This is a genomic window from Comamonas flocculans (assembly GCF_007954405.1).
In the GTDB taxonomy this organism is placed as follows: Bacteria; Pseudomonadota; Gammaproteobacteria; order Burkholderiales; family Burkholderiaceae_C; genus Comamonas_C; species Comamonas_C flocculans.
Map to the genome: position 1 here is coordinate 246,758 of NZ_CP042344.1, position 21,213 is coordinate 267,970.

Consider the following 21,213-nt stretch of genomic DNA (forward strand, 5'->3'; position numbering starts at 1 on the left):
GCACTCAGACGTAGCGCACGGCCACGACTTCGTAGGAGCGCACGCCGCCCGGCGCCTGCACGTCGGCGGTGTCGCCCACTTCCTTGCCGATGAGCGCGCGCGCGATCGGGCTGCCGATGTTGATCAGGCCGTGCTTCAGATCCGCCTCGTCCTCGCCGACGATCTGGTAGGTGACCGCATCGCCCGTGTCCACGTCTTCCAGATCGACCGTGGCGCCGAAAACCACGCGGCCTTCGGCGTCCAGCGCGGCCGGGTCGATGATCTGCGCGGCCGACAGCTTGCCCTCGATCTCGGCGATGCGCCCCTCGACGAAGCCCTGGTGGTCCTTGGCGGCGTCGTACTCGGCGTTCTCGCTCAGGTCGCCCTGGGCGCGCGCCTCGGCAATCGCGGCGATCACGGCCGGGCGCTCCTTGGTCTTGAGGCGCTGCAGCTCGGCCTTGAGCTTTTCCGCGCCGCGCTTGGTGATGGGAAGGGTAGCCATGAAAAATCACACCGATGAGGAAGCCAAAACAAGAGACCATCTGCGTGCTGCGCAGATGGCCCCGTGAATCCATGCATTCTAGTTCCTGCCCAAGGCCCTCTGCCAGGGGCGGCGCAGGCCGGGCCGGCGCGCCTGGGCCGTGCTTTCGCGCCAGGCGCATGCGGCACAACCCTAGAATCACGCGCAATCCATGACCGCCACCGCACCCTCTTTCCACGACACCTGCGACGGCGCGAGCGACGCGCTGGCGCAGCGCATCCTGCAGCAATGGCAGGCGCGCGGCGAAGACCTCTGGGTCTTCGGCTACGGCTCGCTCATCTGGCGCCCCGACCTGCCCTACAGCGAGCAGCGCCCCGCCGCCGTGCACGGCTGGCACCGCGCGCTGCAGATGTGGAGCCGGGTCAACCGCGGCACGGCCGAGCAGCCCGGCCTGGTGTTTGCGCTGCTTTCGGGCGGCAGCTGCCGCGGCGTGGCCTTCAGGGTGCCGCGGGCGCAGGTGCCCGCAGTCTTCCCGCAGCTGTGGCAGCGCGAGATGCCGCTGCCCGTCTATGAGCCGCGCTGGCTGCGCTGCCGCACCGCCGGCGGCCAGGTGCAGGCGCTGGGCTTCACGCTCTCGCGCGCGCACCCGGCCTGGACCGGCACGCTCTCGGACGCGGACTACCGGCGCATCTTCCACAGCGCGCAGGGGCGCTACGGCAGCACGCGCGACTACGCCGAGCAGACGCTGCACGAACTGCGCCGGCGCGGCATCCGCGACCGGGCGCTGGAACGCATCGTCGGCATTGCGGGCGCGGGCACAATCACGCCATGAACCACCCATCGTCCGCCGCCTCCATCGCCGACCTGCACCAGAGCTACGAGCGCTCGGCCCTCGACGAGGACGCCTGCGACCGCGACCCGCTGCGCCAGTTCGGCCTCTGGCTCACGCAGGCGCTGGACGCCGGCGTGGCCGACGCCAACGCCATGACCCTGGCCACCGTGGGCAGCGACCTGCGCCCGAGCACGCGCGTGGTGCTGATCAAGGGCTACGACGAGCACGGCATCGTGTTCTTCACCAACTACGACAGCCGCAAAGGGCAGGAGCTGGCCGGCAACCCGTATGCGGCGCTGCAATTTCACTGGGTACCGCTGGAGCGCGTGGTGCGCATCGAGGGGCGGGTAGAGCAGGTCAGCGGCGCGCAGAGCGACGAATACTTTCACAGCCGCCCGCTGGATTCGCGCATCGGCGCCTGGGCCAGCCCGCAAAGCCAGGTGATCGCAGACCGCGCGCTGCTGGAGCAGCGCGTGGCGCACTACGGCGCGCAGTTCGGCAGCGCGCCGCCGCGCCCGCCGCACTGGGGCGGCTACCGCCTGCAGCCCGACCGCTGGGAGTTCTGGCAGGGGCGCAGGAGCCGGCTGCACGACCGCCTGCGCTATCTGCCGGGCGCCCAGGGCTGGACGCTGCAGCGCCTGGCGCCCTGAGCACGGCCCGATCGCGCGAACAGCCGCGGCCCGGGCAGCTTCATCGCCCCTTTGCCCACCACGCGCGGGCGTATGTTGTGGCGCAAACCACGCCAAGGGGGAGACCGCCATGCGATTCAGCGACCTGGAGATCAACCGCGCCATGCGCCACCTGCGCGCCGTCGGCTACCGGCTGCTGGGCCGTCGCGAGCGGCGCATCGTCGACGCCCTCTGCGCCGTCTGCTGAACCCGGGGCAAGGCCGCGCGCCGGCGCGGCTTTGCCCTGTCAGCGCAGCGCACGATAGATGGTCTCGGCCAGCTGGCGCGAGATGCCGTCCACCGTCATCAAGTCCGCCACGCTCGCATCCTGCACGCCGCGCGCGCCGCCAAAGCGCTGCAGCAGGCGCGCACGCCGGCGCGGCCCTATGCCGGGAATGTCTTCAAGCCGGCTGCCGCCGGTGCGCACCTTGGCGCGCGCCGCGCGCATGCCGGTGATGGCAAAACGGTGGGCCTCGTCGCGGATCTGGGCCACCAGCATCAGCGCCGCCGAATCGTGCCCGAGGTAGACCTTCTCGCGCCCGTCGGCGAACACCAGCTCTTCCAGGCCCACCTTGCGCCCCTCGCCCTTTTCCACGCCGACGATGCGCGAGATGTCCAGGCCCAGCTGCTCGAAGACCTCGCGCGCCATCGCCACCTGGCCGCGCCCGCCGTCGATCAGCACCAGGTCGGGCAGGCGCAGCTCGCGGCGCGTCACCTCGATGCCGCCCGCCTCCTGCTGCGCCCGCGCCACCGGGGCGTAGCGGCGCTGCAGCACCTGACGCATCGCGGCGTAGTCGTCGCCCGGCGTGATGCCCTCGATCTTGTAGCGCCGGTAGGCGCCGTGCTGCATCTTGTGGTGCTGGAACACCACGCACGAGGCCTGCGTCTGCTCGCCAGCGGTGTGCGAGATGTCAAAACACTCGGCCGTGAGCTCATCCAGGTTCTCTACGTCCAGCCCCAGCGCCTCGGCCAGCGCATGGGTGCGCGCCTGCTGCGAACCTTCCTCGGCCAGCAAGCGCGCGAGCTGGATCCTGGCATTGGCCTGCGCCATCTCCAGCCACACGCGCCGCTGCTCGCGCGGCTGGTGCACCGCCGACACGCGCACGCCGCTTTGCTCGGTGAGCGCCGCCACCAGCGCGGGAGCCACGGGCTCGCTGGTGATGAGCACCGGCGGCACGGGCACGTCCAGGTAATGCTGTGCGATGAAGGCCTCGAGCACCTGCACCGCCACCTGCGCGCCCACGCCCTGCTCGGCACGCGCCGCGTCCTCGGCCTCTTCGGCGCTGTATACGCCCGCGGCTTCTTCCACCTGCGTGGGGAAATAGGCGCGGTCGCCCAGATGGCGCCCGCCGCGCACCATCGCCAGGTTGACGCAGGCGCGCCCGCCCTGCACGCGCACCGCCAGAATGTCCACGTCCTTGTCGCCCACGCTCTCCACCGCCTGCTGGTGCAGCACGCGCGAGAGCGCGGTGATCTGGTTGCGCACTGCGGCGGCCTGCTCGAACTCCAGCTTTTCGGCGTGCGCCAGCATGCGCGCCTCCAGCTTCTTGAGCAGCTCGTCGGTCTCGCCGCGCAAGAGCGCCTCGGCGCCGCGCACGTCCTCGGCGTAGTCCTCGGGCGAGATGTAGCCGACGCAGGGCGCGCTGCAGCGCTTGATCTGGTAGAGCAGGCAGGGGCGCGTGCGGTGCGCGAACACCGTGTCCTCGCAGGTGCGCAGGCGAAACACCTTCTGGATCAGCTCTATCGTCTGCTTGACCGCCCAGCCATTGGGGTAGGGACCGAAGTAGCGGTTCTTCTTGTCCACGCTGCCGCGGTAGTAGGAGATGCGCGGATAGCGCTGCGAGGGGTCGTCCGTCGTGCCGTCCCTGGCCGCCACGCCGCTGATCTTCAGATAGGGATAGCTCTTGTCGTCCCGAAACAGGATGTTGTACCTGGGGCGCTGGGTCTTGATGAGGTTGTTTTCCAGCAGCAGCGCCTCGGCCTCGGAGCGCACCACCGTGGTCTGCAGCCGCGCGATCTTGCCCACCATGTGGCCGGTGCGCGTGCCGCCGTGCTGCTTGCTGAAGTAGCTGGCCACGCGGCGCTTGAGGTTGCGCGCCTTGCCCACGTAGAGCAGCACGTCCTGTGCGTCGAAATAGCGGTACACCCCCGGCAGCGGCGGCAGCGCCGCCACCTGGGCCAGCAGTTCGTCGGAATGCGCCTTGGACATGGCGCTATTGTCGCGGGCACCCGCAGGCCTGCCCCGAACCGAGGGATTACACCCGGCAAACAAGGTCCGGGCCACGCCCATTGGCAGCTACGATGCCCCGCAAGCACCCACCAAGAGCGTGGCCGCAGCCCCCTCAACCCGAACGCACGATGACAGGCCTCGACCCACGCTCGATCATTCTCGTCGCCACCCTCATGGGGGCACTGATGGCCATCGTGCTGTGGCTCATGCGCCGGCACTATCCGGCCCATATCCACGGCATCGGGTACTGGGCGATATCGCCGGCCCTGTGGGTGATGGCGGCGCTGCTGTTCGGCAACCGCAACGCCGGCCTGTCCGCCACGCTCACCGTGGTGCTGGCCAACCTGCTGCTGATGCTGGGCGCCATCGCCTATCTCCTCGGCTGTCAACGCTTCCTCAAGGTGCCGGGGCATGGCAAAGCATGGCTGGCGGTGGCCGGCCGCGCAACGGCCGGGGTCCGGCCCTGTTGATGCTGGATCTGGACCATTTCAAGGCGATCAACGACACCCACGGACACCAGCATGGCGACGCCGTCTTGCGCCATTTCACGGGCCGCGTGCTGGCCACGCTGCGCGGCGCCGACCGCATGGGGCGCTACGGCGGCGAGGAGTTCGTCCTGCTGCTGCCCGAAACCCGGACCGACGACGCGATGAAGGTGGCCGATCGCGTGCATGCCGCGCTGGCCACCGGGCATCCGCTCGATTGCCAGCTCAGCATCGGGCTGGCCACCTGGCAGGGCAAGGACGACACGCTCGACCACCTGCTGGCCCGCGCCGACCGCGCGCTCTACCAGGCCAAGGAACAGGGGCGCAATCGCACCTGCCGCGCCTGAGGCGGCCTGCTTGCCGCGATGAAAGACTCGCCCCATTTGCCGGAAGCCGGTTCCAATTGCACTACAATCGTCCTCCTTCGTGGGGGGGTAGCTCAGCTGGGAGAGCGCCGCGTTCGCAATGCGGAGGTCGGGAGTTCGATCCTCCTCCTCTCCACCACCATTTGAAAAGCCAACCATTCACGGTTGGTTTTTTTTCGCCTCTCACTTTTCGCACGGGGGCAATTCAAGAGCCGGCGCGCAGTCCCGCTGCGTGCGCTGGCGCCCTGATTCCATGAGACTGTCCTCTCCAGGCGGGGAAAGGTGTCAACCTCTGGCAGGACGGGTCACGGGCAGAAAAAAAGGCCAACCGCGAACGGTTGGCCTTTTTTCGTATTGGTGGAGGTAAGCGGGATCGAACCGCTGACCTCTTGCATGCCATGCAAGCGCTCTCCCAGCTGAGCTATACCCCCGAATTGTGGCGGAGTGGACGGGACTCGAACCCGCGACCCCCGGCGTGACAGGCCGGTATTCTAACCAACTGAACTACCACTCCAGCACAGCTTTTGCCGCTCTGATAAACAGAGCAACCAAGTGCCGTACAACTTGGCGACCCTACGGGGATTCGAACCCCGGTACCCACCGTGAAAGGGTGGTGTCCTAGGCCTCTAGACGATAGGGTCAAAACCTGAGACAAATCTTCTGGTGGGCGCAGGCGGCTGAAACTGCTGTCTTGCGGTACATGACGCAAAAGCGCGCTTTCAGCCCCATTCCCGCTGGATCAGTCCTGATTTTCACCGGGCCGTCACCACCAAAGACGCGCATTGTAGCGTGGATTTTCAGCGGTTTTGCAGTCGTGCGAGGATTTTTTCCCGACCCAGCAGCTCCAGCACCGCGTCCACCGACGGCGTGTGCGCCACCCCCATGGTGAGCACGCGCAGCGGCATGGCCAGCTGCGGCATCTTGATGCCCTGGGCCTTCAATACGCCCTTGATGGCGGCGTTGATGGCTTCGCGCGTCCACTGCACGGTCTGGATCGCCTCGGCAAAGGCGGCGAGCGGCGCGCGCGCGGCGTCGCTCAGGTGCTGGGCGGCATCTTCTGCATTGCGCTCGATCGCATCGAGGTAGAAGAGCCGCGCCCAGCGAGCCAGGTCCACCAGGGTGTCGCAGCGGTCCTTGAACAGCGCGCAGATGCGCGGCAGGCGATCGTCGGCATCAAGCTGCGCCTCGCTCACGCCTTCTTGCATCACGAAGGGGCGCACGCGACGCGCCAGGTCTTCGTCGGCCAGCGCCTTCAGGTGCTGGGCGTTGACCCAGCGCAGCTTGGCCTCGTCGAACTGCCCGGCGCTCTTGCCCAGGTGGTCGAGCTTGAACCATTCGAGGAATTGCGCGCGCGAGAAGATTTCGTCGTCGCCGTGGCTCCAGCCCAGACGCGCGAGGTAGTTGACCATGGCATCGGGCAGGTAGCCTGCGTCGCGATACCAGGTGACGGGCTTGGCGCCGCGACGCTTGCTCATCTTCTCGCCGTCTTCGTTGAGCACCGTGGGCAGGTGAGCGAAGACCGGCGGCTTGACGCCCAGCGCCTCGTAGATGTGGAGCTGGCGCGGCGTGTTATTGACGTGGTCGTCGCCGCGGATCACGTGGGTGATCGCCATGTCCATGTCGTCCACGCAGACGCAGAAGTTGTAGGTGGGCGTGCCGTCGGGCCGGGCGATCACCAGGTCGTCGAGTTCGCTGTTCTGAAACTCGATGCGGCCCTTGCACTGGTCGTCCCAGCCCACCGTGCCGGTTTGCGGGGTCTTGAAGCGCAGCACGGGCTGCACGCCTTCGGGGATGGGCGGCAGGGTCTTGCCCGGCTCGGGTCGCCAGGTGCCGTCGTAGCGCGGCTTTTCCCTGGCGGCCATCTGGCGCTCGCGCAGCGCGTCCAGCTCTTGCTGGCCCATGTAGCAGGGGTAGACGTGGCCGCTGGCCTTGAGCTGTTCCAGCACGGCCTTGTAGCGCTCCATGCGCTGCATCTGGTAATACGGGCCTTCGTCGATGTCGAGCTCAAGCCACCGCATGCCTTCGAGGATGACGTCCACGGCCTCTTGCGTGGAGCGCTCCAGGTCGGTGTCCTCGATGCGCAGGATGAATTGCCCGCCCATGGCGCGCGCATAGGCCCAGGGGTAGAGCGCCGAGCGGATGTTGCCCAGGTGGATGAAGCCCGTCGGCGACGGGGCGAAGCGGGTGCGTACTTTCTTTTCGGTCATGCCAGGGTGTCCAGGCCGCGCAGCAGGTCGGCCTTGAGATCGTCCATGTGTTCCAGGCCCACCGAGATGCGGATCAGGCCCTGCTTGACGCCGGCGGCCTGGCGCTGCTCTTCGGTCAGGCGCCCGTGCGAGGTGCTGGCGGGGTGGGTGATGGTGGTCTTCACGTCGCCGAGGTTGGCGGTGACCGAGCATACGCGGGTGCGGTCGATCACGTGAAAGGCGTTGGCGCGCAGTTGCTCGGGCGTGTGGCCCGCGACGTCGAACGCCAGCACCGTGCCACCCATGCCGCTTTGCTGGCGCATGGCAAGCGCGTGCTGCGGGTGGCTCTTGAGGCCCGGGTAGTGCACGGCGGCGACCTGGGGGTGCGATTCGAGCCAGGTGGCCAGTTCCAGCGCGGCGGCGCTTTCGGCCTTGACGCGCAGCGCCAGCGTCTCCAGCCCCTTCAGGACCACCCAGGCATTGAACGGCGAGAGGTTGAGCCCGCCACTTCGCAAGAAGGTGCCCATCACGCCATCGACGAGTTTTTGCGTGCCGCAGACGGCGCCGGCCATCACCCTGCCCTGCCCGTCGATCAGCTTGGTGCCCGAATGCACGACGAGGTCGGCGCCGAACTCCACCGGGCGCTGCAGCACGGGCGAGGCGAAGCTGTTGTCCACCGCCAGCAGCGCACCGGCGCCGTGGGCGATGTCGGCAAGCTGCGCGATGTCGCACAGGTCGGTCAGCGGATTGGTCGGGGTTTCGGCAAACAGCAATCGGGTGCTGGGCTTGACGGCAGCGCGCCAGGCGGACACGTCGGTCTGCGAGACGAAGCTGGTCTCCACGCCAAAGCGCGCCATCTCGCTGCCCAGCAGCTTCATGGTGGAGCCGAACATGGACTGCGAAGCGATCACGTGGTCGCCCGCCTTGAGCGTCGTCAGCGCCACCAGCAGGATGGCGGCCATGCCGGTGGTGGTGGCGACGGCGCATTCCGTGCCCTCCATGCGCGCCAGGCGCTGCTCGAAGCTGGCCACCGTGGGGTTGGCGGTGCGCGTGTAGGTGTAGCCGGGTTCCTGGCGGGCAAAGCGGCGCGCGGCGCTTTCGCAGTCGTGCTGCACGAAGCTGCTGGTCAGGTACAGCGCCTCGCTGTGCTCGCCAAAGCTGCTGCGCGCCACCGCGGCGCGCACGGCATAGGTTTCGGGGTGCAGACCCTCGGGCAGGTCGGACAATGGTTCAGACATGGCTCTTCCAAAACAGGAGCTGTTAGCGCTGGCCTGACAATGGTTTCAGATAGTTTTGTATCTTAAAACCAATGCCTGCGCGCGCTACCAGCTCTCTTTTTCAAGCAGGTTCGGCATTGGGCAGAGACAGGCGCGAGCCCGCGGCGCCCTCGTCCTCGGCCACGGGGCTGCGCTCGGCGCGCAGGGCGGCAAGCTCGTCCGCGCTCAGGCCGGTGATGTAGCGGCCGTCGAAGCAGGAGGCTTCGAAGCCCGACACCTGCGGGTTGACCGCGCTGATGGCGCGCTTCATCGCCTCCAGGTCCTGGTAGATCAGCGCGTCGCACCCTATCCAGGCGCGGATTTCATCGACCGTGCGGCCGTTGGCGATCAGCTCCTCGCTGGTCGGCATGTCGATGCCGTAGACGTTGGGGTGGCGCACCGGCGGCGCGGCCGAGGCCAGGTACACCTTGCTCGCGCCCGCGTCGCGCGCCATCTGCACGATCTCGCGGGATGTCGTGCCGCGCACGATGGAGTCATCCACCAGCAGCACCCGCTTGCCCTTGAATTCGCTGCTGATGGCGTTGAGCTTCTGGCGCACCGACTTCTTGCGCGTGGCCTGCCCCGGCATGATGAAGGTGCGGCCGACGTAGCGGTTCTTCACGAAGCCTTCGCGGTAGGGCAGGCCGAGCTTTTGCGCCAGCTGCATGGCGCTGGGGCGGCTCGATTCGGGCACCGGGATGACGGCGTCGATCTCGGCCGGCGGCACGGTGGAGATGACGCGCTTGGCCAGGGTCTCGCCCATGTTCAGCCGCGCCTGGTAGACCGAGATGCCGTCCATCACCGAATCGGGCCGCGCGAGGTAGACGTATTCGAAGATGCAGGGGTGCAGCTCGGGAGCCTGGGCGCACTGCATGGTTTCGATGCGGCCGTCACCCCGCACCAGCACCGCCTCGCCCGGCGCCACGTCGCGCAGCAGGTGCAGCGCCGTGCCCTCCAGCGCCACCGATTCGCTGGCCACCATCACCGTGCCATCGTCGCCGCGGCCCAGGCACAGCGGGCGTATGCCGCAGGGATCGCGAAAGGCCAGCAGGCCAAATCCCGCGATCAGCGCCACCACCGCGTAAGAGCCGCGCAGGCGCGCATGCACCGCGCGCACCGCATCGAAGACCTGCGCATCCTGCAGCCGGTTGCCGCTGCTGGCGCGCGCCAGCTCGTGCGCCAGCACGTTCAGCAGCACCTCGGTATCGCTGCCGGTGTTGGTGTGGCGGTGGTCGTTGTCGAACAGCTCGCGGCGCAGGGCGTGGGCGTTGGTCAGGTTGCCGTTGTGCGCCAGCACGATGCCAAACGGCGCGTTGACGTAGAACGGCTGCGCTTCTTCCTCACTGGTGCTGCTGCCCGCCGTCGGATAGCGCACCTGGCCCAGGCCCGCATTGCCCGGCAGCGCGCGCATGTTGCGCGTGCGAAAGACGTCGCGCACCATGCCCCTGGCCTTGTGCATGAAGAACTTGCGGCCCTGCTCGGTGACGATGCCGCTCGCGTCCTGCCCGCGGTGCTGCAGCAGCAGCAAGGCGTCATAGATCAGTTGATTGACGGCCGACTGGCCGACCACACCCACGATTCCACACATCGCTTGATTCCTTGATCCGCTTGCGCGTCAGTGCTCCGGGCCGGAAAGATGCCGCAGCCAATCCTGCGCCGGCGCCACGCCGGCCTGCGCCACCGTGTCTTCCAGCAGCGCCGCCATGCGCGAAGCCTGCCACCACGGCTGCTGCGCCAGCGGCGTGTGCAACGCCAGCCAGGTGGCCAGCAGCAGCAGCGCCACGCCGCGCACCAGGCCGAACAGTGCGCCCAGCGCGCGGTCGGCCGCACGCAAGCCGGCCACCAGCATCAGCTTGCGCGCCAGCGTCGCCAGCAGGCCGCAGGCAAACACCGTGGCCACAAACAAGAGCCCGAAGCCGGCCGCGGGGCGCCAGGCGGCCTGGGCCTCGCCCAGCGGCAGGAGCTCGCCGAGCGATGCGCCCCAGGCGCGCGCGACGAAAAAGGCCACCACCCAGCCGGCCAGCGACAGCAGCTCGAAGACCAGGCCGCGCCAGGCGCCAAGCACGAAGGACACCAGAAGCGCCGCGAGCAAGCCCCAATCGAGTGCGGCCATGGCAATGCGTGCGTGCGCGGGCGCCCGCCGTCAGCGTCCCGAGCCCAGGCGGCCGCCGTGCATCGGCAGGCGCGCGCTCCCCGTGCGCCGCATGGCACGGGCCGCCGCGCCGACCCTGGCGAGGAGGTGCAAGCCTGCATGGCGCTCGGGCGACAGGTTCATCGAAATTCCGTTGCCTAGAGCGTGAGCACCACGCCGTCGAGCCCCAGGCCCTTGACGCGCTCGAGCACCTTGCCCGCTTCGGCGCGGCTGCCAAAGGGCCCGACGCGCACCCGCGTCGTGCGCACCCCGCCCTTGCCCTGGATGTCCTGCGCATAGGTCTTGATGCCGGCGCGCTCGAGCTGGGCGCGCACCTCGCGCACCTTGCCCTGGTCGGCATAGGCACCGACCTGGACGATGTAGCGCTCGCCCTGGCCAGCGGTCGCGGCGGCTGGCGCCGCGGCACTGGCGACGGTGGCCGGCGCGTGCCCTTCGAGCAAGGCGCGCGCACGCTGCGCCTCGCTGCTGGCGGCTGGCGTCGGCGCGGGGGCGGACTTGGCCGGCTCCGGCTTGGGTTCGGGCTTGGGCTCTGCCTTGGGCTCGGGTTTGGGCTCGGGTTTGGGCTCCGCCCTGGCTTGGGCGGGGGCCGCGGGCGCCGCTTCAGGCGCTGCCTTGTGCGCCGCGCCGGCGTCCACCTCGGGCTGCGCGGCAGCGCTGGCGGCCCTGGGCGCGCTGGCCTGCAGCTGTTCTTCGCCCGGCGTCAGTCCGGCGTTGGCCAGGGGCGGCTCGCCCTCGGCAGGCGGATGCGCCGCGCCGACCACCAGGGGAGCGACCGTGTTGCGGTCGGGGATGTCCATGGCCACATCCACCGCCATGGTGCGCGGCTCGGTATCGAAGACCAGCGGGAAGACGATGACCCCCACCAGCACCAGCAGCGCCGCCCCCATCAGGCGATGGCGGGCGTTGCGACGCAGCTCTTCCATGCTCTGGGCCTGCGCCTGCGCGGCGCGACCCCGCTTTGGCGGCGCGGCCCTGGCCGGCTCTTGCGCTCGGGGGGTCCAGGGAAACTTGAAAAATGCCATGAAAACCGGCGCCTGCCAGGTCAAAGGTCGAAGTGCTTGCCGTGCATCTGCGGCACGCCGTTCTTGAGGATGCCGCCGACCGTGTAGAACGATCCGAAGACGACGATTCTATCAGTGAGCCTGGAAGCGGCGAGGGCCGCATCCAGCGCCGCCTGCGGGTCGGCGAACACCTCGCTCTTGACGATGCGTCGCCCGCCCCCGCCCTCGCCGCTGCTGCCCCGGCGCGAGCGCGTGACCGACAGATGGGGCTTGTCGTCCTGCTGCTTCAGCGCCTCGGCCAGATCCATGCGCGGCGCGTCGTCCTGCACCACCTGCGCGGGGGCATTCAAGGCCTCCTGCCGGGCGTGGTAGCGCTCCCAGCGCTCCTGCAGGTGCGCGGCGGTTTCGGCGCGCGGCGTGGGCAGGTCGGTGAAGTACCAGCGGTCGACCAGCGGCCCCATCTTCTCGAAGATGCCGGTGATGTCCTTGTCCTGCATCGCGCCGAACACCGCGTGCGTCAGCCGGAAATGCCCCATGGTGCTCATGCTCGCGGCCAGGGTGGCCACCGCGTGCGGGTTGTGCGCCACGTCCAGCACCACCACCGGCTGGCCCGGCGCGACCTCGAAACGCCCCGGCAGCTCCACCAGCGCCAAACCTGCGCGCACCGCCTGGGCGGAGATCGGCAGCTTGTCGCGGATCGCCTCCAGCGCCGCCAGCGCCCCGGAGGCATTGAACAGCTGGTTGGCGCCGCGCAGCGCCGGGTAGGCCATGCCCGCGTAGCGGCGCCCGCGCCCGGCCCAGGACCACTGCAGCTTGTCGCCCGAGTAGTTGAAGTCGCTGCCAAAGCGCCACAAGTCCGCGCCGATGGCCGCGGCGTGCTCGACCACGCTCTCGGGCGGGAGCGGGTCGCAGACCACCACCGGGCGGCCCGCGCGCATGATGCCGGCCTTCTCGCGGCCGATGCTCTCGCGGTCCGGCCCCAGGTACTCGGCGTGGTCCACGTCGATCATGGTGATGACCGCGCAGTCGGCGTCGATCACGTTCACCGCGTCCAGGCGCCCGCCCATGCCCACTTCCAGCACCGCCACGTCCACCCTCGCCTGGCTGATCAGGCGCAGGATGGCAAGCGTGGTGAACTCGAAATAGGTGAGCTGCACCTCCTCGCCCTCGGTGCGCGCGCGCTCCACCGCCGCGAAGTGGGGCAGCAAGTCCTCGGCCTTCACGGTTTCGCCGTGGATGCGGCAGCGCTCCTCGAAGTGCACCAGGTGCGGCGAGGTATAGACCCCGGGGCGATAGCCCGCCTGCAGCGCCACCGCCTCGATCATCGCGCAGGTGGAGCCCTTGCCGTTGGTGCCGGCGACGGTGATCACCGGGCAGTCCAGGCGCAGGTTCAAACGCTGCTTGACCCGCGCCACGCGGTCCAGGCCCATCTCTATGGTGTGCGGATGCAGGCGCTCGCAGTAGGCAAGCCACTCTTGCAGGGTGTTTGGTGTTTGCATAGGCGAGCGATTGTCATGCAGCGCCCGCCGGGCGATCATTGCGCCCATGAGTAACCCTGCATCCATCACCCTCTACGGCATCCCCGGCTGCGACACCGTGAAAAAGGCCAGGGCCTGGCTCACTGCCCGGGGCGTGGCTCACGACTTCCACGACTTCAAGAAGCAGGGCGTGCCCGCCGGCGCACTGGCGCGCTGGACGCAGGCCCTGGGCTGGGAGGCGCTGCTCAACCGGCGTGGCACCACCTGGCGCGGGCTGGACGCCGCCACCCGGGAGGGCGTGCACGACGCGGCCAGCGCCTGCGCGCTGATGCAGGCGCTGCCCTCGCTGATCCGCCGTCCCGTGGTCGAATGGAGCGACGCCGCCACCGCGGGCTTCGACGCCGGCGACTGGGCGCGGCGCCTGGGCTGACACGCCCGGCCAACCCGTTTACGCAGCTTTACGGTGCCCATGGTGCAATTTCACAAGCCCCGCCTACACTTGTCGCTCATGACACCGGCCCCGGTGGGCCGGCATCCGCCGAAAGGAAGTCGCACCATGAAAAAAACCCTTGCACTTACCCTCGTCGCCAGCGCCGCGTTCATGGCGCTGCCCACGCAGGCCCAGCCCCAGGGGCGCGAGATGGGGCGCGTGCTCTCGGTCACGCCGGTCACCCAACAGGTGGCCGTGCCCCAGCAGCTGTGCCGTGACGAGACCATCTACAGCGGTGCGCGCCAGCCTTCGGGCGCGGGCGCGGTGCTGGGCGCGGTCGCGGGCGGCCTGGTGGGCAATGCCATCGGCGGCGGCTCGGGCCGCGCGGCGGCCACCGCCGCCGGCGTGATCGGCGGCGCCATGCTGGGCAACAGCGTGGAAAGCGGCGGGCCGGGCTACCGCACGGTGCAGCGCTGCAGCACGCAGACGCGCTACGACAGCCAGTTCCTGGGCTACGACGTGGTCTATGAATACGGCGGGCGCCAGTACACCACGCGCACCCAGGCCGACCCCGGCCAATGGATCCCGGTGACGGTGCAGCCCGCGGTGGCGCCCGCCTCCGGCTATCCGCAGGACTACGGCTATTACGACGACGCGCCCCAGCCCGCGGTGGTGGTGCGCGAGTCGCCCGCCTACACCACGCCGGTGTACACCAGCCCCGTCTACGTCGCCCCGCCCGTGACCGCAACCATCGAATACCGCAGCGGCGGCGGCTGGGACCACGGCTGGCGCCACCACCGGCGCTGAACCCCGGGGCCGGCGCGGCCCCCTAGAATCGGCAGCTTTTCCACCCACGACTTGAGGGCGCGGCGCAAGGCCGCGCCGCGCACGCTGCCATGGCAACCATCCTGCAATCGCTTCCAGCCGGCCAGAAAGTCGGCATCGCCTTCTCCGGCGGCCTGGACACCAGCGCCGCGCTGCGCTGGATGAAGAACAAGGGCGCCCTGCCCTACGCCTACACCGCCAACCTGGGCCAGCCCGACGAGGACGACTACGACGCCATCCCGCGCAAGGCCATGGAATACGGCGCGGAGAAGGCGCGCCTGGTGGACTGCCGCACGCAACTGGCGCAAGAGGGCATCGCCGCCATCCAGTGCGGCGCCTTCCACGTGCGCACCGGCGGGGCCACCTACTTCAACACCACGCCGCTGGGCCGCGCCGTCACCGGCACCATGCTGGTGGCCGCCATGAAGGAAGACGAGGTGCACATCTGGGGCGACGGCTCCACCTTCAAGGGCAACGACATCGAGCGCTTCTACCGCTACGGACTGCTGACCAACCCGCAGCTGAAGATCTACAAGCCCTGGCTGGACCAGGCCTTCATCGACGAGCTGGGCGGGCGCGCCGAGATGTCGGCCTTCATGACCCGCGAGGGCTTCGGCTACAAGATGAGCGCCGAGAAGGCCTACTCCACCGACTCCAACATGCTGGGCGCCACGCACGAGGCCAAGGACCTGGAGTATCTGAGCAGCAGCATCCGCATCGTCAACCCCATCATGGGCGTGGCCTTCTGGAAGGACGAGGTGCCCGTGAAGGCCGAGGAAGTCTCGGTCAGCTTCGACGAAGGCCGCCCGGTGGCGCTCAACGGCCACGAGATCGACGACCCGGTGGAGCTCTTCGTGGAAGCCAACCGCATAGCCGGGCGCCACGGCCTTGGCATGTGCGACCAGATCGAAAACCGCATCATCGAGGCCAAGAGCCGCGGCATCTACGAAGCCCCCGGCATGGCGCTCTTGCACGCCGCCTACGAGCGCCTGGTGAGCGGCATCCACAACGAGGACACGATAGAGCAGTACCGCCTGAACGGCCTCAAGCTCGGGCGCCTGCTCTACCAGGGCCGCTGGTTCGACCCGCAGTCCATCATGCTGCGCGAAACCGCCCAGCGCTGGGTGGCGCGCGCCGTGACCGGCACCGTCACGCTGGAGCTGCGCCGCGGTAACGACTACTCGATCCTGAACACCGAAAGCCCCAACCTGACCTACGCTCCCGAGCGCCTATCGATGGAGAAGGTGGAAGACGCGCCGTTCAGCCCGCTGGACCGCATCGGCCAGCTCACCATGCGCAATCTGGACATCTCGGATACGCGCGACAAGCTCGGGGTGTACGCGCGCGTGGGGCTGCTCTCGCTCGGGGGCAACGCGGCGCTGGCGCAGCTGGAAGACGGCGCCAAGAAATAAGTACAGAAAACGGCTGTAGCGCTTGACCATCAAGCGCGAGCAGCTATCGGAAAAGGAACAACCGCCCGTCTTCGCGAACGAGCGGTTTTTCATGTACGTCGATAATCTCTGCATGCTCCAGCGCCTGCGCCAACGCCGAAGCCTGCACGCCGTGGTTTTCACGGTGCTTGCGCTGGCGTGGCTGGTGGCGCTGGTCGCAGGCGCGCAGACCCGCGCGGCACTGGCGCAGCTCCAAGCTGCCGATGTCTGCTCCACGCAGGGTGCGCATGCGCTGCACGGCCAGAACGGCGATGCGGACACACCCGCCGGGTACACGCACCACCATGCGCCGGACTGCCTGCTGTGCATCGGTCTGGCCACGCCGCCGACACCCGCGCTGGTAGCCGGGCGCGCACCGATGCCGGCGGCCCGCCAGGACCGCCGCAGCCCCACCCAGGTCACGCCGGCCTGGAGCGCGCAGGCGCCGCTGCCCGCGCGCGGACCGCCCGCCTTCTTCCACGCCTGACATTTCGCCTCGCGCCAGACCCTCGCGGCCCGGCGCGGTTCTCTTTTTGTTTGTCCGAACGCGGCCCGCGCCTGCGCGCGTGGCTGGCGTTCGGGCGTGGATGCTTTTCATGACCTCGACCTTTTTTTTCGCGGGCGCGCGCACCTGTTCCGCTTCGCCCCCCGCCCTCACCCCGTGCGCGCTGGCCTGCGCGCTGCTGCTGACCGGCCCTGCCATGGCGGCCGAAGATCCTCCATCGACCGCACACACGCTGCCCGAGGTGGTCGTCACCGCCGTGCACGACGATTCCCCGGCCCACGTCGTGGCCGACCCCAAGCAGCCGCGCCAGCCGGTGCCAGCCAGCGACGCGGCCGACTACCTCAAGACCATCCCGGGCTTCTCGGCGATCCGCAGCGGCGGCTCCAACGGCGACCCGGTGTTTCGCGGCCAGTTCGGCTCGCGCCTGCCGCTGCTGACCAACGGCACGCTGATGCTGGGCGCCTGCCCTGGGCGCATGGACGCGCCCAGCTCCTACATTTCGCCCGAGACCTTCGACACCCTCACCCTGGTCAAGGGGCCGCAGACCGTCACCTGGGGGCCGGGGAATTCGGCCGGCCTGGTGCGCTTCGACCGCGAGCGGCCCGATTTCAGCGAGGGCGGCGTGCACTTCAGCGCCAGCCTGCTGGGCGCCAGCGCGGGGCGCAACGACCAGACGGCTGATCTGGCAGCGGGCAGCGAACGCATGTACCTGCGCGCCACGGCCAACCACTCGCACAGCCAGGACTACGAGGACGGCCAGGGCCGGCGCGTGCCTTCGGCCTGGGACAAATGGAACACCGACGTGGCCGTGGGCCTGACGCCCGATGCCCACGCGCTGATGGAGCTGAGCGCGGGCACGGGCGACGGCCAGGCGCGCTACGGCGGCCGCGGCATGGACGGCACCCAGTTCCGCCGCGACAGCCTGGGCCTGCGCCTCAAAAAAGAGCACCTCACGCCCTGGCTCACCAGGCTGGAGGCGCAGCTCTACCGCAACCGGGCCGACCACGTGATGGACAACTTCACGCTGCGCACGCCGCCCACCACCGGCATGATGGCCGGCGGCATGGCCAGCAACGTCAGGCGCACCACCACCGGGGGGCGCCTGGCGGCCACCCTGCAGCCGGCCGATGCCCTGTCGCTGGTCACGGGGCTGGATTTTTCGCGCAGCCCGCACGACGCACGCAGCGGCACGCCCACGATGCCCTACGCCGATCAGCCCTGGAAGGGCGACGCAAAATTCGACAACCTGGGCGTGTTCGCCGAAGCCACCTGGCAGGCCCGGCCCGACACACGCTGGGTGAGCGGCCTGCGCCTGGACCATTCCCAGGCCTGGCGCTATCCCGCCGGCAATGCGGGCATGGGTGGCATGGGCGGTTCAGGCATGGGCGGCATGGGCATGCCCGCCTCGGCGGACGGCAACCACCGCGAGCGCCAGGCCCTGCCCAGCGGCTTCGTGCGCTGGGAGCGCACCCTGCAGCCGGGCACCACGGCCTACGTGGGCCTGGGCCACGTGCAGCGCTTTCCTGATTATTGGGAACTGATCTCCCCCGGCAACAGCGCCGCGGCCAGCGGCAACGCCTTCGCCACGCTCCAGCCTGAGAAGACCACGCAGGTCGACGCGGGGGTGAACTGGAAGGGCCAGGACTGGCAACTCTGGAGCTCGGCCTACGTCGGGCGGGTGCAGGACTACATCCTGTTCGACTACCCCGGCATGGGTTCGAGCGTGCGCAACGTGAACGCGCAAACCGCCGGTTTCGAGCTTGGCGGCAGCCGGCGCCTGAGCGCCGCCTGGACGCTGCAGGGCACGCTGGCCTACAGCTGGGGCCGCAACACCACCGACCAGCGCCCGCTGCCGCAGATGCCGCCGCTCGAAGCCCGGCTGGGCCTGGACTACGCGCAAGGCCCCTGGAGCGCCGGCGTGCTGTGGCGCCTGGTGGCCGCGCAGCGCCGCTACGCGCTGGGCCAGGGCAACGTCGTGGGGCGCGACCTGGGGCCCAGCGCCGGCTTCGGCGTGTTCTCGCTGCACGCGGACTACCGCGTGAACCAGCGCCTGAAGCTGTCCTTCGGCATCGACAACGTCTTCGACAAGACCTATGCCGAGCACCTGAACCTGGCGGGCAACGCGGGCTTCGGCTACCCCGGCGGCGTGCGCATCAACGAGCCGGGGCGCACGTTCTGGCTGCGGGCGGACGTGAAGTTCTGACCGCGCGACACGGCACAAAAGTAAGCATAAAAAGTGGCTCCAGCGCTTGCCAGTCAAGCGCGAGCAGCTATCAAAAACGCCATCTCACACGCTGGCGTTTTCTTGTGCCCAGGCGCGCCATCCGCGCGCCCGCAGCTCGCACGCCGGGCACTGGCCGCAGCCATGGCCCCAGTCGTGCGGCACGCCGCGCTCGCCCAGGTAGCAGGTGTGCGATTCGCGCCGGATCAGCTCCACCAGCGCGCCGCCGCCCAGCGCGTGCGCCAGCGCCCAGGTGGCGGCCTTGTCGCGCCACATCAGCGGGGTTTCGATCACCAGCGGGCGCTCCACGCCCAGGGAGAGCGCCACCTGCAGCGCCTTGAGCGTGTTGTCGCGGCAATCGGGGTAGCCCGAGTAATCGGTCTCGCTCATGCCGCCCACCAGGACGGTGAGGCCACGCCGGTACGCCAGCGCCGCCGCGAGCGTGAAGAACAGCAGGTTGCGCCCCGGCACGAAGGTGTTGGGCAAACCATCCTGCTGCAGCGCGATCGCCACGTCATCGGTCATGGCACTGGCGCCCAGTTCCTTGAGCACGCCCACGTGCAGCACATGGTCCTCACCCAGCACGCCGCCCCAGCGCATGGTGCGCAGGCCCTTGCGCAGGCGCTCGCGGCACGCCAGCTCCACCTGGTGGCGCTGGCCGTAGTCAAAGCCGATGGTCTGAACCTCGGCATACCGCGACAGCGCCCACGCCAGGCACGTGGCCGAATCCTGCCCGCCCGAAAACAGCACCAGCGCGCGGCGCGGGTCGGGCGTCATGGCGCCACGGCCATGGGCGGCTCGGGCCGCAGCCAGCGCATGATGGCTGCCAGCGCGACGCCATAGGCCGGCACGAAGACCGCCAGGCTCACGCTGAGCTTGATGGCGTAGTCCACCCAGGCGATTTCCACCCAGTTGGCCGCCATGAAGGCGTCGCTGCTGTGCCAGAAGGCGAGGGAAAAGAAGGCCGCGGTGTCGAACCACTGCCCGACCACCGCCGACGCGGCCGGGGCCAGCCACCAGACGGCGCTCTTCTGGCGGATGCGGTCGAACACCTGGATGTCCAGCAACTGCCCGAGCACGTAGGCGGCAAAGCTGGCGAAGGCGATGCGGAAGACGAAGGTGTTGAACTCCGCGAGCGCCGCCCAGCCGTTGAAGCCGCCGTCATGAAACAGCACGCCGACGATGTAGGACGCCACCAGCGCCGGCAGCATGGCGCGCCCGATCACGCGCCGCGCGCTGGCCTTGCCGATCAGGCGCACCGTCAGGTCGGTCGCCAGGAAGATGAAGGGGAAGCTGAAGGCCCCCCAGGTGCTGTGAAAGCCCAGCAGATCGACGGGCAGCTGCACCAGGTAGTTGCTGGCGATGACGATCGCGATGTGCAGCGCGACGAGGATGGGAAGGTACAGCGGCGCGCGCGCCGACAGCGGCGCGGCGGCCTGGCGGGAAGTCATGGTGGTCCTTTTTGGATGGGGGCGAGGGAACCCGGGAGCGTGCGATTGTAGCCGCCGCCGCAAGGCAGGAATTCAAGGTGTTTCCAGGCCACAGCCCAATGCCGGCGGGCGCGGGCAGCTATCAAAGCAGGAATTCACACCACCACGGGCTCGGGCTGCAGGCGGATGCCGAAGCGCTCGTACACGCTGGTCTGTATCGCGCGCGCCAGCGTCATCACCTCGCCGCCGGTGACGCTGGCCTCGGGGTCGGCCCGGTTGCCGCGGTTGACCAGCACCAGCGCCTGCTTCTCGTACACGCCCGCGCGCCCGACGCTCTTGCCGCGCCAGCCGCAGGCGTCGATCAGCCAGCCCGCGGCCAGCTTGATGCTGCCGTCGGGCATGGGGTAGTGCACGATGCGCGGCTCGCGCGCGATGATGTCGCGGCACTGCTCGGGCGTGACGGTGGGGTTCTTGAAGAAGCTGCCCGCGTTGCCCAGCACCGCCGGGTCGGGCAGCTTGGCGCCGCGGATCGCGCAGACCCAGTCAAAAATCTGCTGCGCATCGGGCTGGGGCACACCCGTTTCCTCGCACTTCTTTTGCAGGTCCAGATAGTCGATCACGGGCCGCCAGGCCTTGGGCAGCGCCAGGCGCACGCGCGTGATGATGGCGCGCCCGGCCAGACCCATGCCGCGCCGCCAGGCGGCGCCCTCGGGGGCCACCGGCGCGGCGTGCTTGAAGACCGAGTCGCGGTAGCCGAAGGCGCACTGCGCGGCGTCGAGCTCGAAGCCCTCGCCCGTGAGGCCATCGATGGCGGTGAGCGAATGAAAGCGGTCCTGCAGCTCCACCCCGTAGGCGCCGATGTTCTGCACCGGCGCCGCGCCCACGGTGCCGGGAATCAGCGCCAGGTTTTCCAGCCCAGGCCAGCCCTGGGCCAGGCTCCAGGCGACGAGCCGGTGCCAGACCTCGCCCGCGCCGGCCTCGATGATCCAGGCGCGCGGCGTTTCATCGACCAGGCGCAGCCCGGCGATCTCCATCTTCAGCACCAGCGGCTTGACGTCGCCGGTGAGCACGATGTTGCTGCCCCCGCCGAGCACGAAAAACGGCGCCCGGGCCAGATCGAAGCGCGCGATGGCCGCGCGCACGTCGTCCTCGCTCGCGACGCGCACCAGCGTCAGGGCGCGTGCGGCGATGCCGAAGCTGTTGGCCTGCTGCAGCGGGGCATTCTTCTGGACTAACATCCCGGAGATTGTCGCACCCGC

The 21,213-nt window shown here is 69.3% G+C and carries 20 protein-coding genes and 4 tRNA genes; 10 read left to right on the plus strand and 14 right to left on the minus strand.

The window, feature by feature from the left end; translation table 11 throughout:
- Positions 1-4: 4 nt before the first annotated feature.
- The gene (greA, locus tag FOZ74_RS01145; RefSeq protein ID WP_146911264.1) at positions 5-481 is read right to left on the minus strand and encodes a transcription elongation factor GreA; all 477 of its coding nucleotides are present in this window, start codon (positions 479-481) and stop codon (positions 5-7) included.
- Between the two features lie 190 nt (positions 482-671).
- On the opposite strand from greA, the gene FOZ74_RS01150 reads away from it, so the two are divergent.
- Together FOZ74_RS01150 and pdxH are read left to right on the plus strand one after the other, a co-directional pair.
- Positions 672-1,292, plus strand: coding sequence for a gamma-glutamylcyclotransferase (locus FOZ74_RS01150; protein WP_146911265.1), 621 nt, complete (start codon positions 672-674; stop codon positions 1,290-1,292).
- The gene (gene pdxH, locus FOZ74_RS01155) at positions 1,289-1,942 is read left to right on the plus strand and encodes a pyridoxamine 5'-phosphate oxidase (RefSeq protein ID WP_146911267.1); all 654 of its coding nucleotides are present in this window, start codon (positions 1,289-1,291) and stop codon (positions 1,940-1,942) included. The genes FOZ74_RS01150 and pdxH overlap by 4 nt, the downstream gene beginning before the upstream one ends.
- Before the next feature lie 265 nt (positions 1,943-2,207).
- Here the strand turns inward: pdxH and uvrC are convergent, their stop codons facing one another.
- Positions 2,208-4,169: an excinuclease ABC subunit UvrC gene (uvrC, locus tag FOZ74_RS01160; protein WP_146911269.1), complete on the minus strand. Its 1,962-nt coding sequence runs from the start codon at positions 4,167-4,169 to the stop codon at positions 2,208-2,210.
- Positions 4,170-4,318: 149 nt separating this feature from the next.
- Here uvrC and FOZ74_RS16190 point away from each other — a divergent pair, with 149 nt between their 5' ends.
- The 3 genes from FOZ74_RS16190 (at position 4,319) to FOZ74_RS01170 (ending at position 5,179) form a co-directional block, all read left to right on the plus strand.
- Positions 4,319-4,660, plus strand: coding sequence for a hypothetical protein (locus FOZ74_RS16190; protein WP_255437716.1), 342 nt, complete (start codon positions 4,319-4,321; stop codon positions 4,658-4,660).
- Entirely contained in the window at positions 4,660-5,022 is a 363-nt protein-coding gene (locus tag FOZ74_RS16195) for a GGDEF domain-containing protein (protein ID WP_255437717.1), read from the plus strand. Before FOZ74_RS16190 ends, FOZ74_RS16195 begins: the two co-directional genes overlap by 1 nt.
- 81 nt (positions 5,023-5,103) lie before the next feature.
- Positions 5,104-5,179: transfer RNA gene (locus tag FOZ74_RS01170), tRNA-Ala, on the plus strand.
- Between the two features lie 216 nt (positions 5,180-5,395).
- On the opposite strand, the gene FOZ74_RS01175 is transcribed toward FOZ74_RS01170, so the two are convergent.
- The 9 genes from FOZ74_RS01175 to folC form a co-directional block, all read right to left on the minus strand.
- Positions 5,396-5,471: transfer RNA gene (locus FOZ74_RS01175), tRNA-Ala, on the minus strand.
- A 6-nt stretch (positions 5,472-5,477) separates the two neighbouring features.
- A tRNA-Asp gene (locus FOZ74_RS01180) sits at positions 5,478-5,554 on the minus strand.
- 51 nt (positions 5,555-5,605) lie between these two features.
- Positions 5,606-5,681, minus strand: a tRNA-Glu gene (locus FOZ74_RS01185).
- A gap of 156 nt (positions 5,682-5,837) precedes the next feature.
- A complete protein-coding gene (gene gltX / locus FOZ74_RS01190) occupies positions 5,838-7,247 on the minus strand; it encodes a glutamate--tRNA ligase (RefSeq protein WP_146911271.1) in 1,410 nt (469 codons plus the stop codon).
- Positions 7,244-8,464 carry an O-succinylhomoserine sulfhydrylase gene (locus FOZ74_RS01195; protein WP_146911272.1) on the minus strand — a complete coding sequence of 407 codons (1,221 nt, stop codon included), beginning with the start codon at positions 8,462-8,464 and terminating at the stop codon, positions 7,244-7,246. Before FOZ74_RS01195 ends, gltX begins: the two co-directional genes overlap by 4 nt.
- Positions 8,465-8,564: 100 nt before the next feature.
- Positions 8,565-10,070 carry an amidophosphoribosyltransferase gene (gene purF / locus FOZ74_RS01200; protein WP_146911273.1) on the minus strand — a complete coding sequence of 502 codons (1,506 nt, stop codon included), beginning with the start codon at positions 10,068-10,070 and terminating at the stop codon, positions 8,565-8,567.
- 27 nt (positions 10,071-10,097) lie between these two features.
- Positions 10,098-10,595, minus strand: coding sequence for a CvpA family protein (locus FOZ74_RS01205; protein ID WP_146911275.1), 498 nt, complete (start codon positions 10,593-10,595; stop codon positions 10,098-10,100).
- Between the two features lie 176 nt (positions 10,596-10,771).
- A complete protein-coding gene (locus FOZ74_RS01210; protein WP_349291075.1) occupies positions 10,772-11,557 on the minus strand; it encodes an SPOR domain-containing protein in 786 nt (261 codons plus the stop codon).
- Between the two features lie 119 nt (positions 11,558-11,676).
- Complete coding sequence (gene folC, locus FOZ74_RS01215; protein ID WP_146911278.1) at positions 11,677-13,134, minus strand: bifunctional tetrahydrofolate synthase/dihydrofolate synthase; 1,458 nt, start codon at positions 13,132-13,134, stop codon at positions 11,677-11,679.
- A 46-nt stretch (positions 13,135-13,180) separates the two neighbouring features.
- On the opposite strand from folC, the gene FOZ74_RS01220 reads away from it, so the two are divergent.
- The 5 genes from FOZ74_RS01220 to FOZ74_RS01240 all read left to right on the plus strand — a co-directional run bounded on the left by FOZ74_RS01220 (position 13,181) and on the right by FOZ74_RS01240 (position 18,506).
- Positions 13,181-13,543 (plus strand): arsenate reductase, encoded by a 363-nt coding sequence (locus FOZ74_RS01220; RefSeq protein WP_146911280.1) that lies wholly within the window; start codon positions 13,181-13,183, stop codon positions 13,541-13,543.
- 126 nt (positions 13,544-13,669) lie between these two features.
- A complete protein-coding gene (locus FOZ74_RS01225; RefSeq protein WP_146911281.1) occupies positions 13,670-14,350 on the plus strand; it encodes a glycine zipper 2TM domain-containing protein in 681 nt (226 codons plus the stop codon).
- Between the two features lie 89 nt (positions 14,351-14,439).
- Entirely contained in the window at positions 14,440-15,780 is a 1,341-nt protein-coding gene (gene argG, locus FOZ74_RS01230) for an argininosuccinate synthase (RefSeq protein ID WP_146911283.1), read from the plus strand.
- A gap of 112 nt (positions 15,781-15,892) precedes the next feature.
- Complete coding sequence (locus FOZ74_RS01235) at positions 15,893-16,285, plus strand: DUF2946 family protein (RefSeq protein ID WP_146914027.1); 393 nt, start codon at positions 15,893-15,895, stop codon at positions 16,283-16,285.
- A gap of 109 nt (positions 16,286-16,394) precedes the next feature.
- On the plus strand, positions 16,395-18,506 hold the full coding sequence (locus FOZ74_RS01240) for a TonB-dependent copper receptor (RefSeq protein ID WP_146911285.1): 2,112 nt from the start codon (positions 16,395-16,397) through the stop codon (positions 18,504-18,506).
- Between the two features lie 84 nt (positions 18,507-18,590).
- Here FOZ74_RS01240 and queC read toward each other — a convergent pair whose 3' ends face one another.
- The 3 genes from queC to murB all read right to left on the minus strand — a co-directional run bounded on the left by queC (position 18,591) and on the right by murB (position 21,192).
- Positions 18,591-19,301 (minus strand): 7-cyano-7-deazaguanine synthase QueC, encoded by a 711-nt coding sequence (gene queC / locus FOZ74_RS01245; protein ID WP_146911286.1) that lies wholly within the window; start codon positions 19,299-19,301, stop codon positions 18,591-18,593.
- Complete coding sequence (locus FOZ74_RS01250) at positions 19,298-19,975, minus strand: 7-cyano-7-deazaguanine/7-aminomethyl-7-deazaguanine transporter (protein WP_146911288.1); 678 nt, start codon at positions 19,973-19,975, stop codon at positions 19,298-19,300. The genes queC and FOZ74_RS01250 overlap by 4 nt, the downstream gene beginning before the upstream one ends.
- 134 nt (positions 19,976-20,109) lie before the next feature.
- Positions 20,110-21,192: a UDP-N-acetylmuramate dehydrogenase gene (murB, locus tag FOZ74_RS01255; RefSeq protein WP_146911289.1), complete on the minus strand. Its 1,083-nt coding sequence runs from the start codon at positions 21,190-21,192 to the stop codon at positions 20,110-20,112.
- Positions 21,193-21,213: the final 21 nt, after the last annotated feature.

Excerpts from the sequence above, each read along its gene's own strand:
- FOZ74_RS16195 (WP_255437717.1), top strand. The coding sequence starts at position 4,660 with ATGCTGGATCTGGACCATTTCAAGGCGATCAACGACACCCACGGACAC.
- FOZ74_RS01240 (WP_146911285.1), top strand. The coding sequence starts at position 16,395 with ATGACCTCGACCTTTTTTTTCGCGGGCGCGCGCACCTGTTCCGCTTCG.
- gltX (WP_146911271.1), bottom strand. The coding sequence starts at position 7,247 with ATGACCGAAAAGAAAGTACGCACCCGCTTCGCCCCGTCGCCGACGGGC.
- FOZ74_RS01210 (WP_349291075.1), bottom strand. The coding sequence starts at position 11,557 with ATGGAAGAGCTGCGTCGCAACGCCCGCCATCGCCTGATGGGGGCGGCG.
- argG (WP_146911283.1), top strand. The coding sequence starts at position 14,440 with ATGGCAACCATCCTGCAATCGCTTCCAGCCGGCCAGAAAGTCGGCATC.
- greA (WP_146911264.1), bottom strand. The coding sequence starts at position 481 with ATGGCTACCCTTCCCATCACCAAGCGCGGCGCGGAAAAGCTCAAGGCC.
- FOZ74_RS01225 (WP_146911281.1), top strand. The coding sequence starts at position 13,670 with ATGAAAAAAACCCTTGCACTTACCCTCGTCGCCAGCGCCGCGTTCATG.
- FOZ74_RS01150 (WP_146911265.1), top strand. The coding sequence starts at position 672 with ATGACCGCCACCGCACCCTCTTTCCACGACACCTGCGACGGCGCGAGC.
- pdxH (WP_146911267.1), top strand. The coding sequence starts at position 1,289 with ATGAACCACCCATCGTCCGCCGCCTCCATCGCCGACCTGCACCAGAGC.
- FOZ74_RS16190 (WP_255437716.1), top strand. The coding sequence starts at position 4,319 with ATGACAGGCCTCGACCCACGCTCGATCATTCTCGTCGCCACCCTCATG.
- queC (WP_146911286.1), bottom strand. The coding sequence starts at position 19,301 with ATGACGCCCGACCCGCGCCGCGCGCTGGTGCTGTTTTCGGGCGGGCAG.
- FOZ74_RS01235 (WP_146914027.1), top strand. The coding sequence starts at position 15,893 with ATGCTCCAGCGCCTGCGCCAACGCCGAAGCCTGCACGCCGTGGTTTTC.
- FOZ74_RS01250 (WP_146911288.1), bottom strand. The coding sequence starts at position 19,975 with ATGACTTCCCGCCAGGCCGCCGCGCCGCTGTCGGCGCGCGCGCCGCTG.
- purF (WP_146911273.1), bottom strand. The coding sequence starts at position 10,070 with ATGTGTGGAATCGTGGGTGTGGTCGGCCAGTCGGCCGTCAATCAACTG.
- FOZ74_RS01220 (WP_146911280.1), top strand. The coding sequence starts at position 13,181 with ATGAGTAACCCTGCATCCATCACCCTCTACGGCATCCCCGGCTGCGAC.
- murB (WP_146911289.1), bottom strand. The coding sequence starts at position 21,192 with ATGTTAGTCCAGAAGAATGCCCCGCTGCAGCAGGCCAACAGCTTCGGC.
- FOZ74_RS01195 (WP_146911272.1), bottom strand. The coding sequence starts at position 8,464 with ATGTCTGAACCATTGTCCGACCTGCCCGAGGGTCTGCACCCCGAAACC.
- uvrC (WP_146911269.1), bottom strand. The coding sequence starts at position 4,169 with ATGTCCAAGGCGCATTCCGACGAACTGCTGGCCCAGGTGGCGGCGCTG.
- folC (WP_146911278.1), bottom strand. The coding sequence starts at position 13,134 with ATGCAAACACCAAACACCCTGCAAGAGTGGCTTGCCTACTGCGAGCGC.
- FOZ74_RS01205 (WP_146911275.1), bottom strand. The coding sequence starts at position 10,595 with ATGGCCGCACTCGATTGGGGCTTGCTCGCGGCGCTTCTGGTGTCCTTC.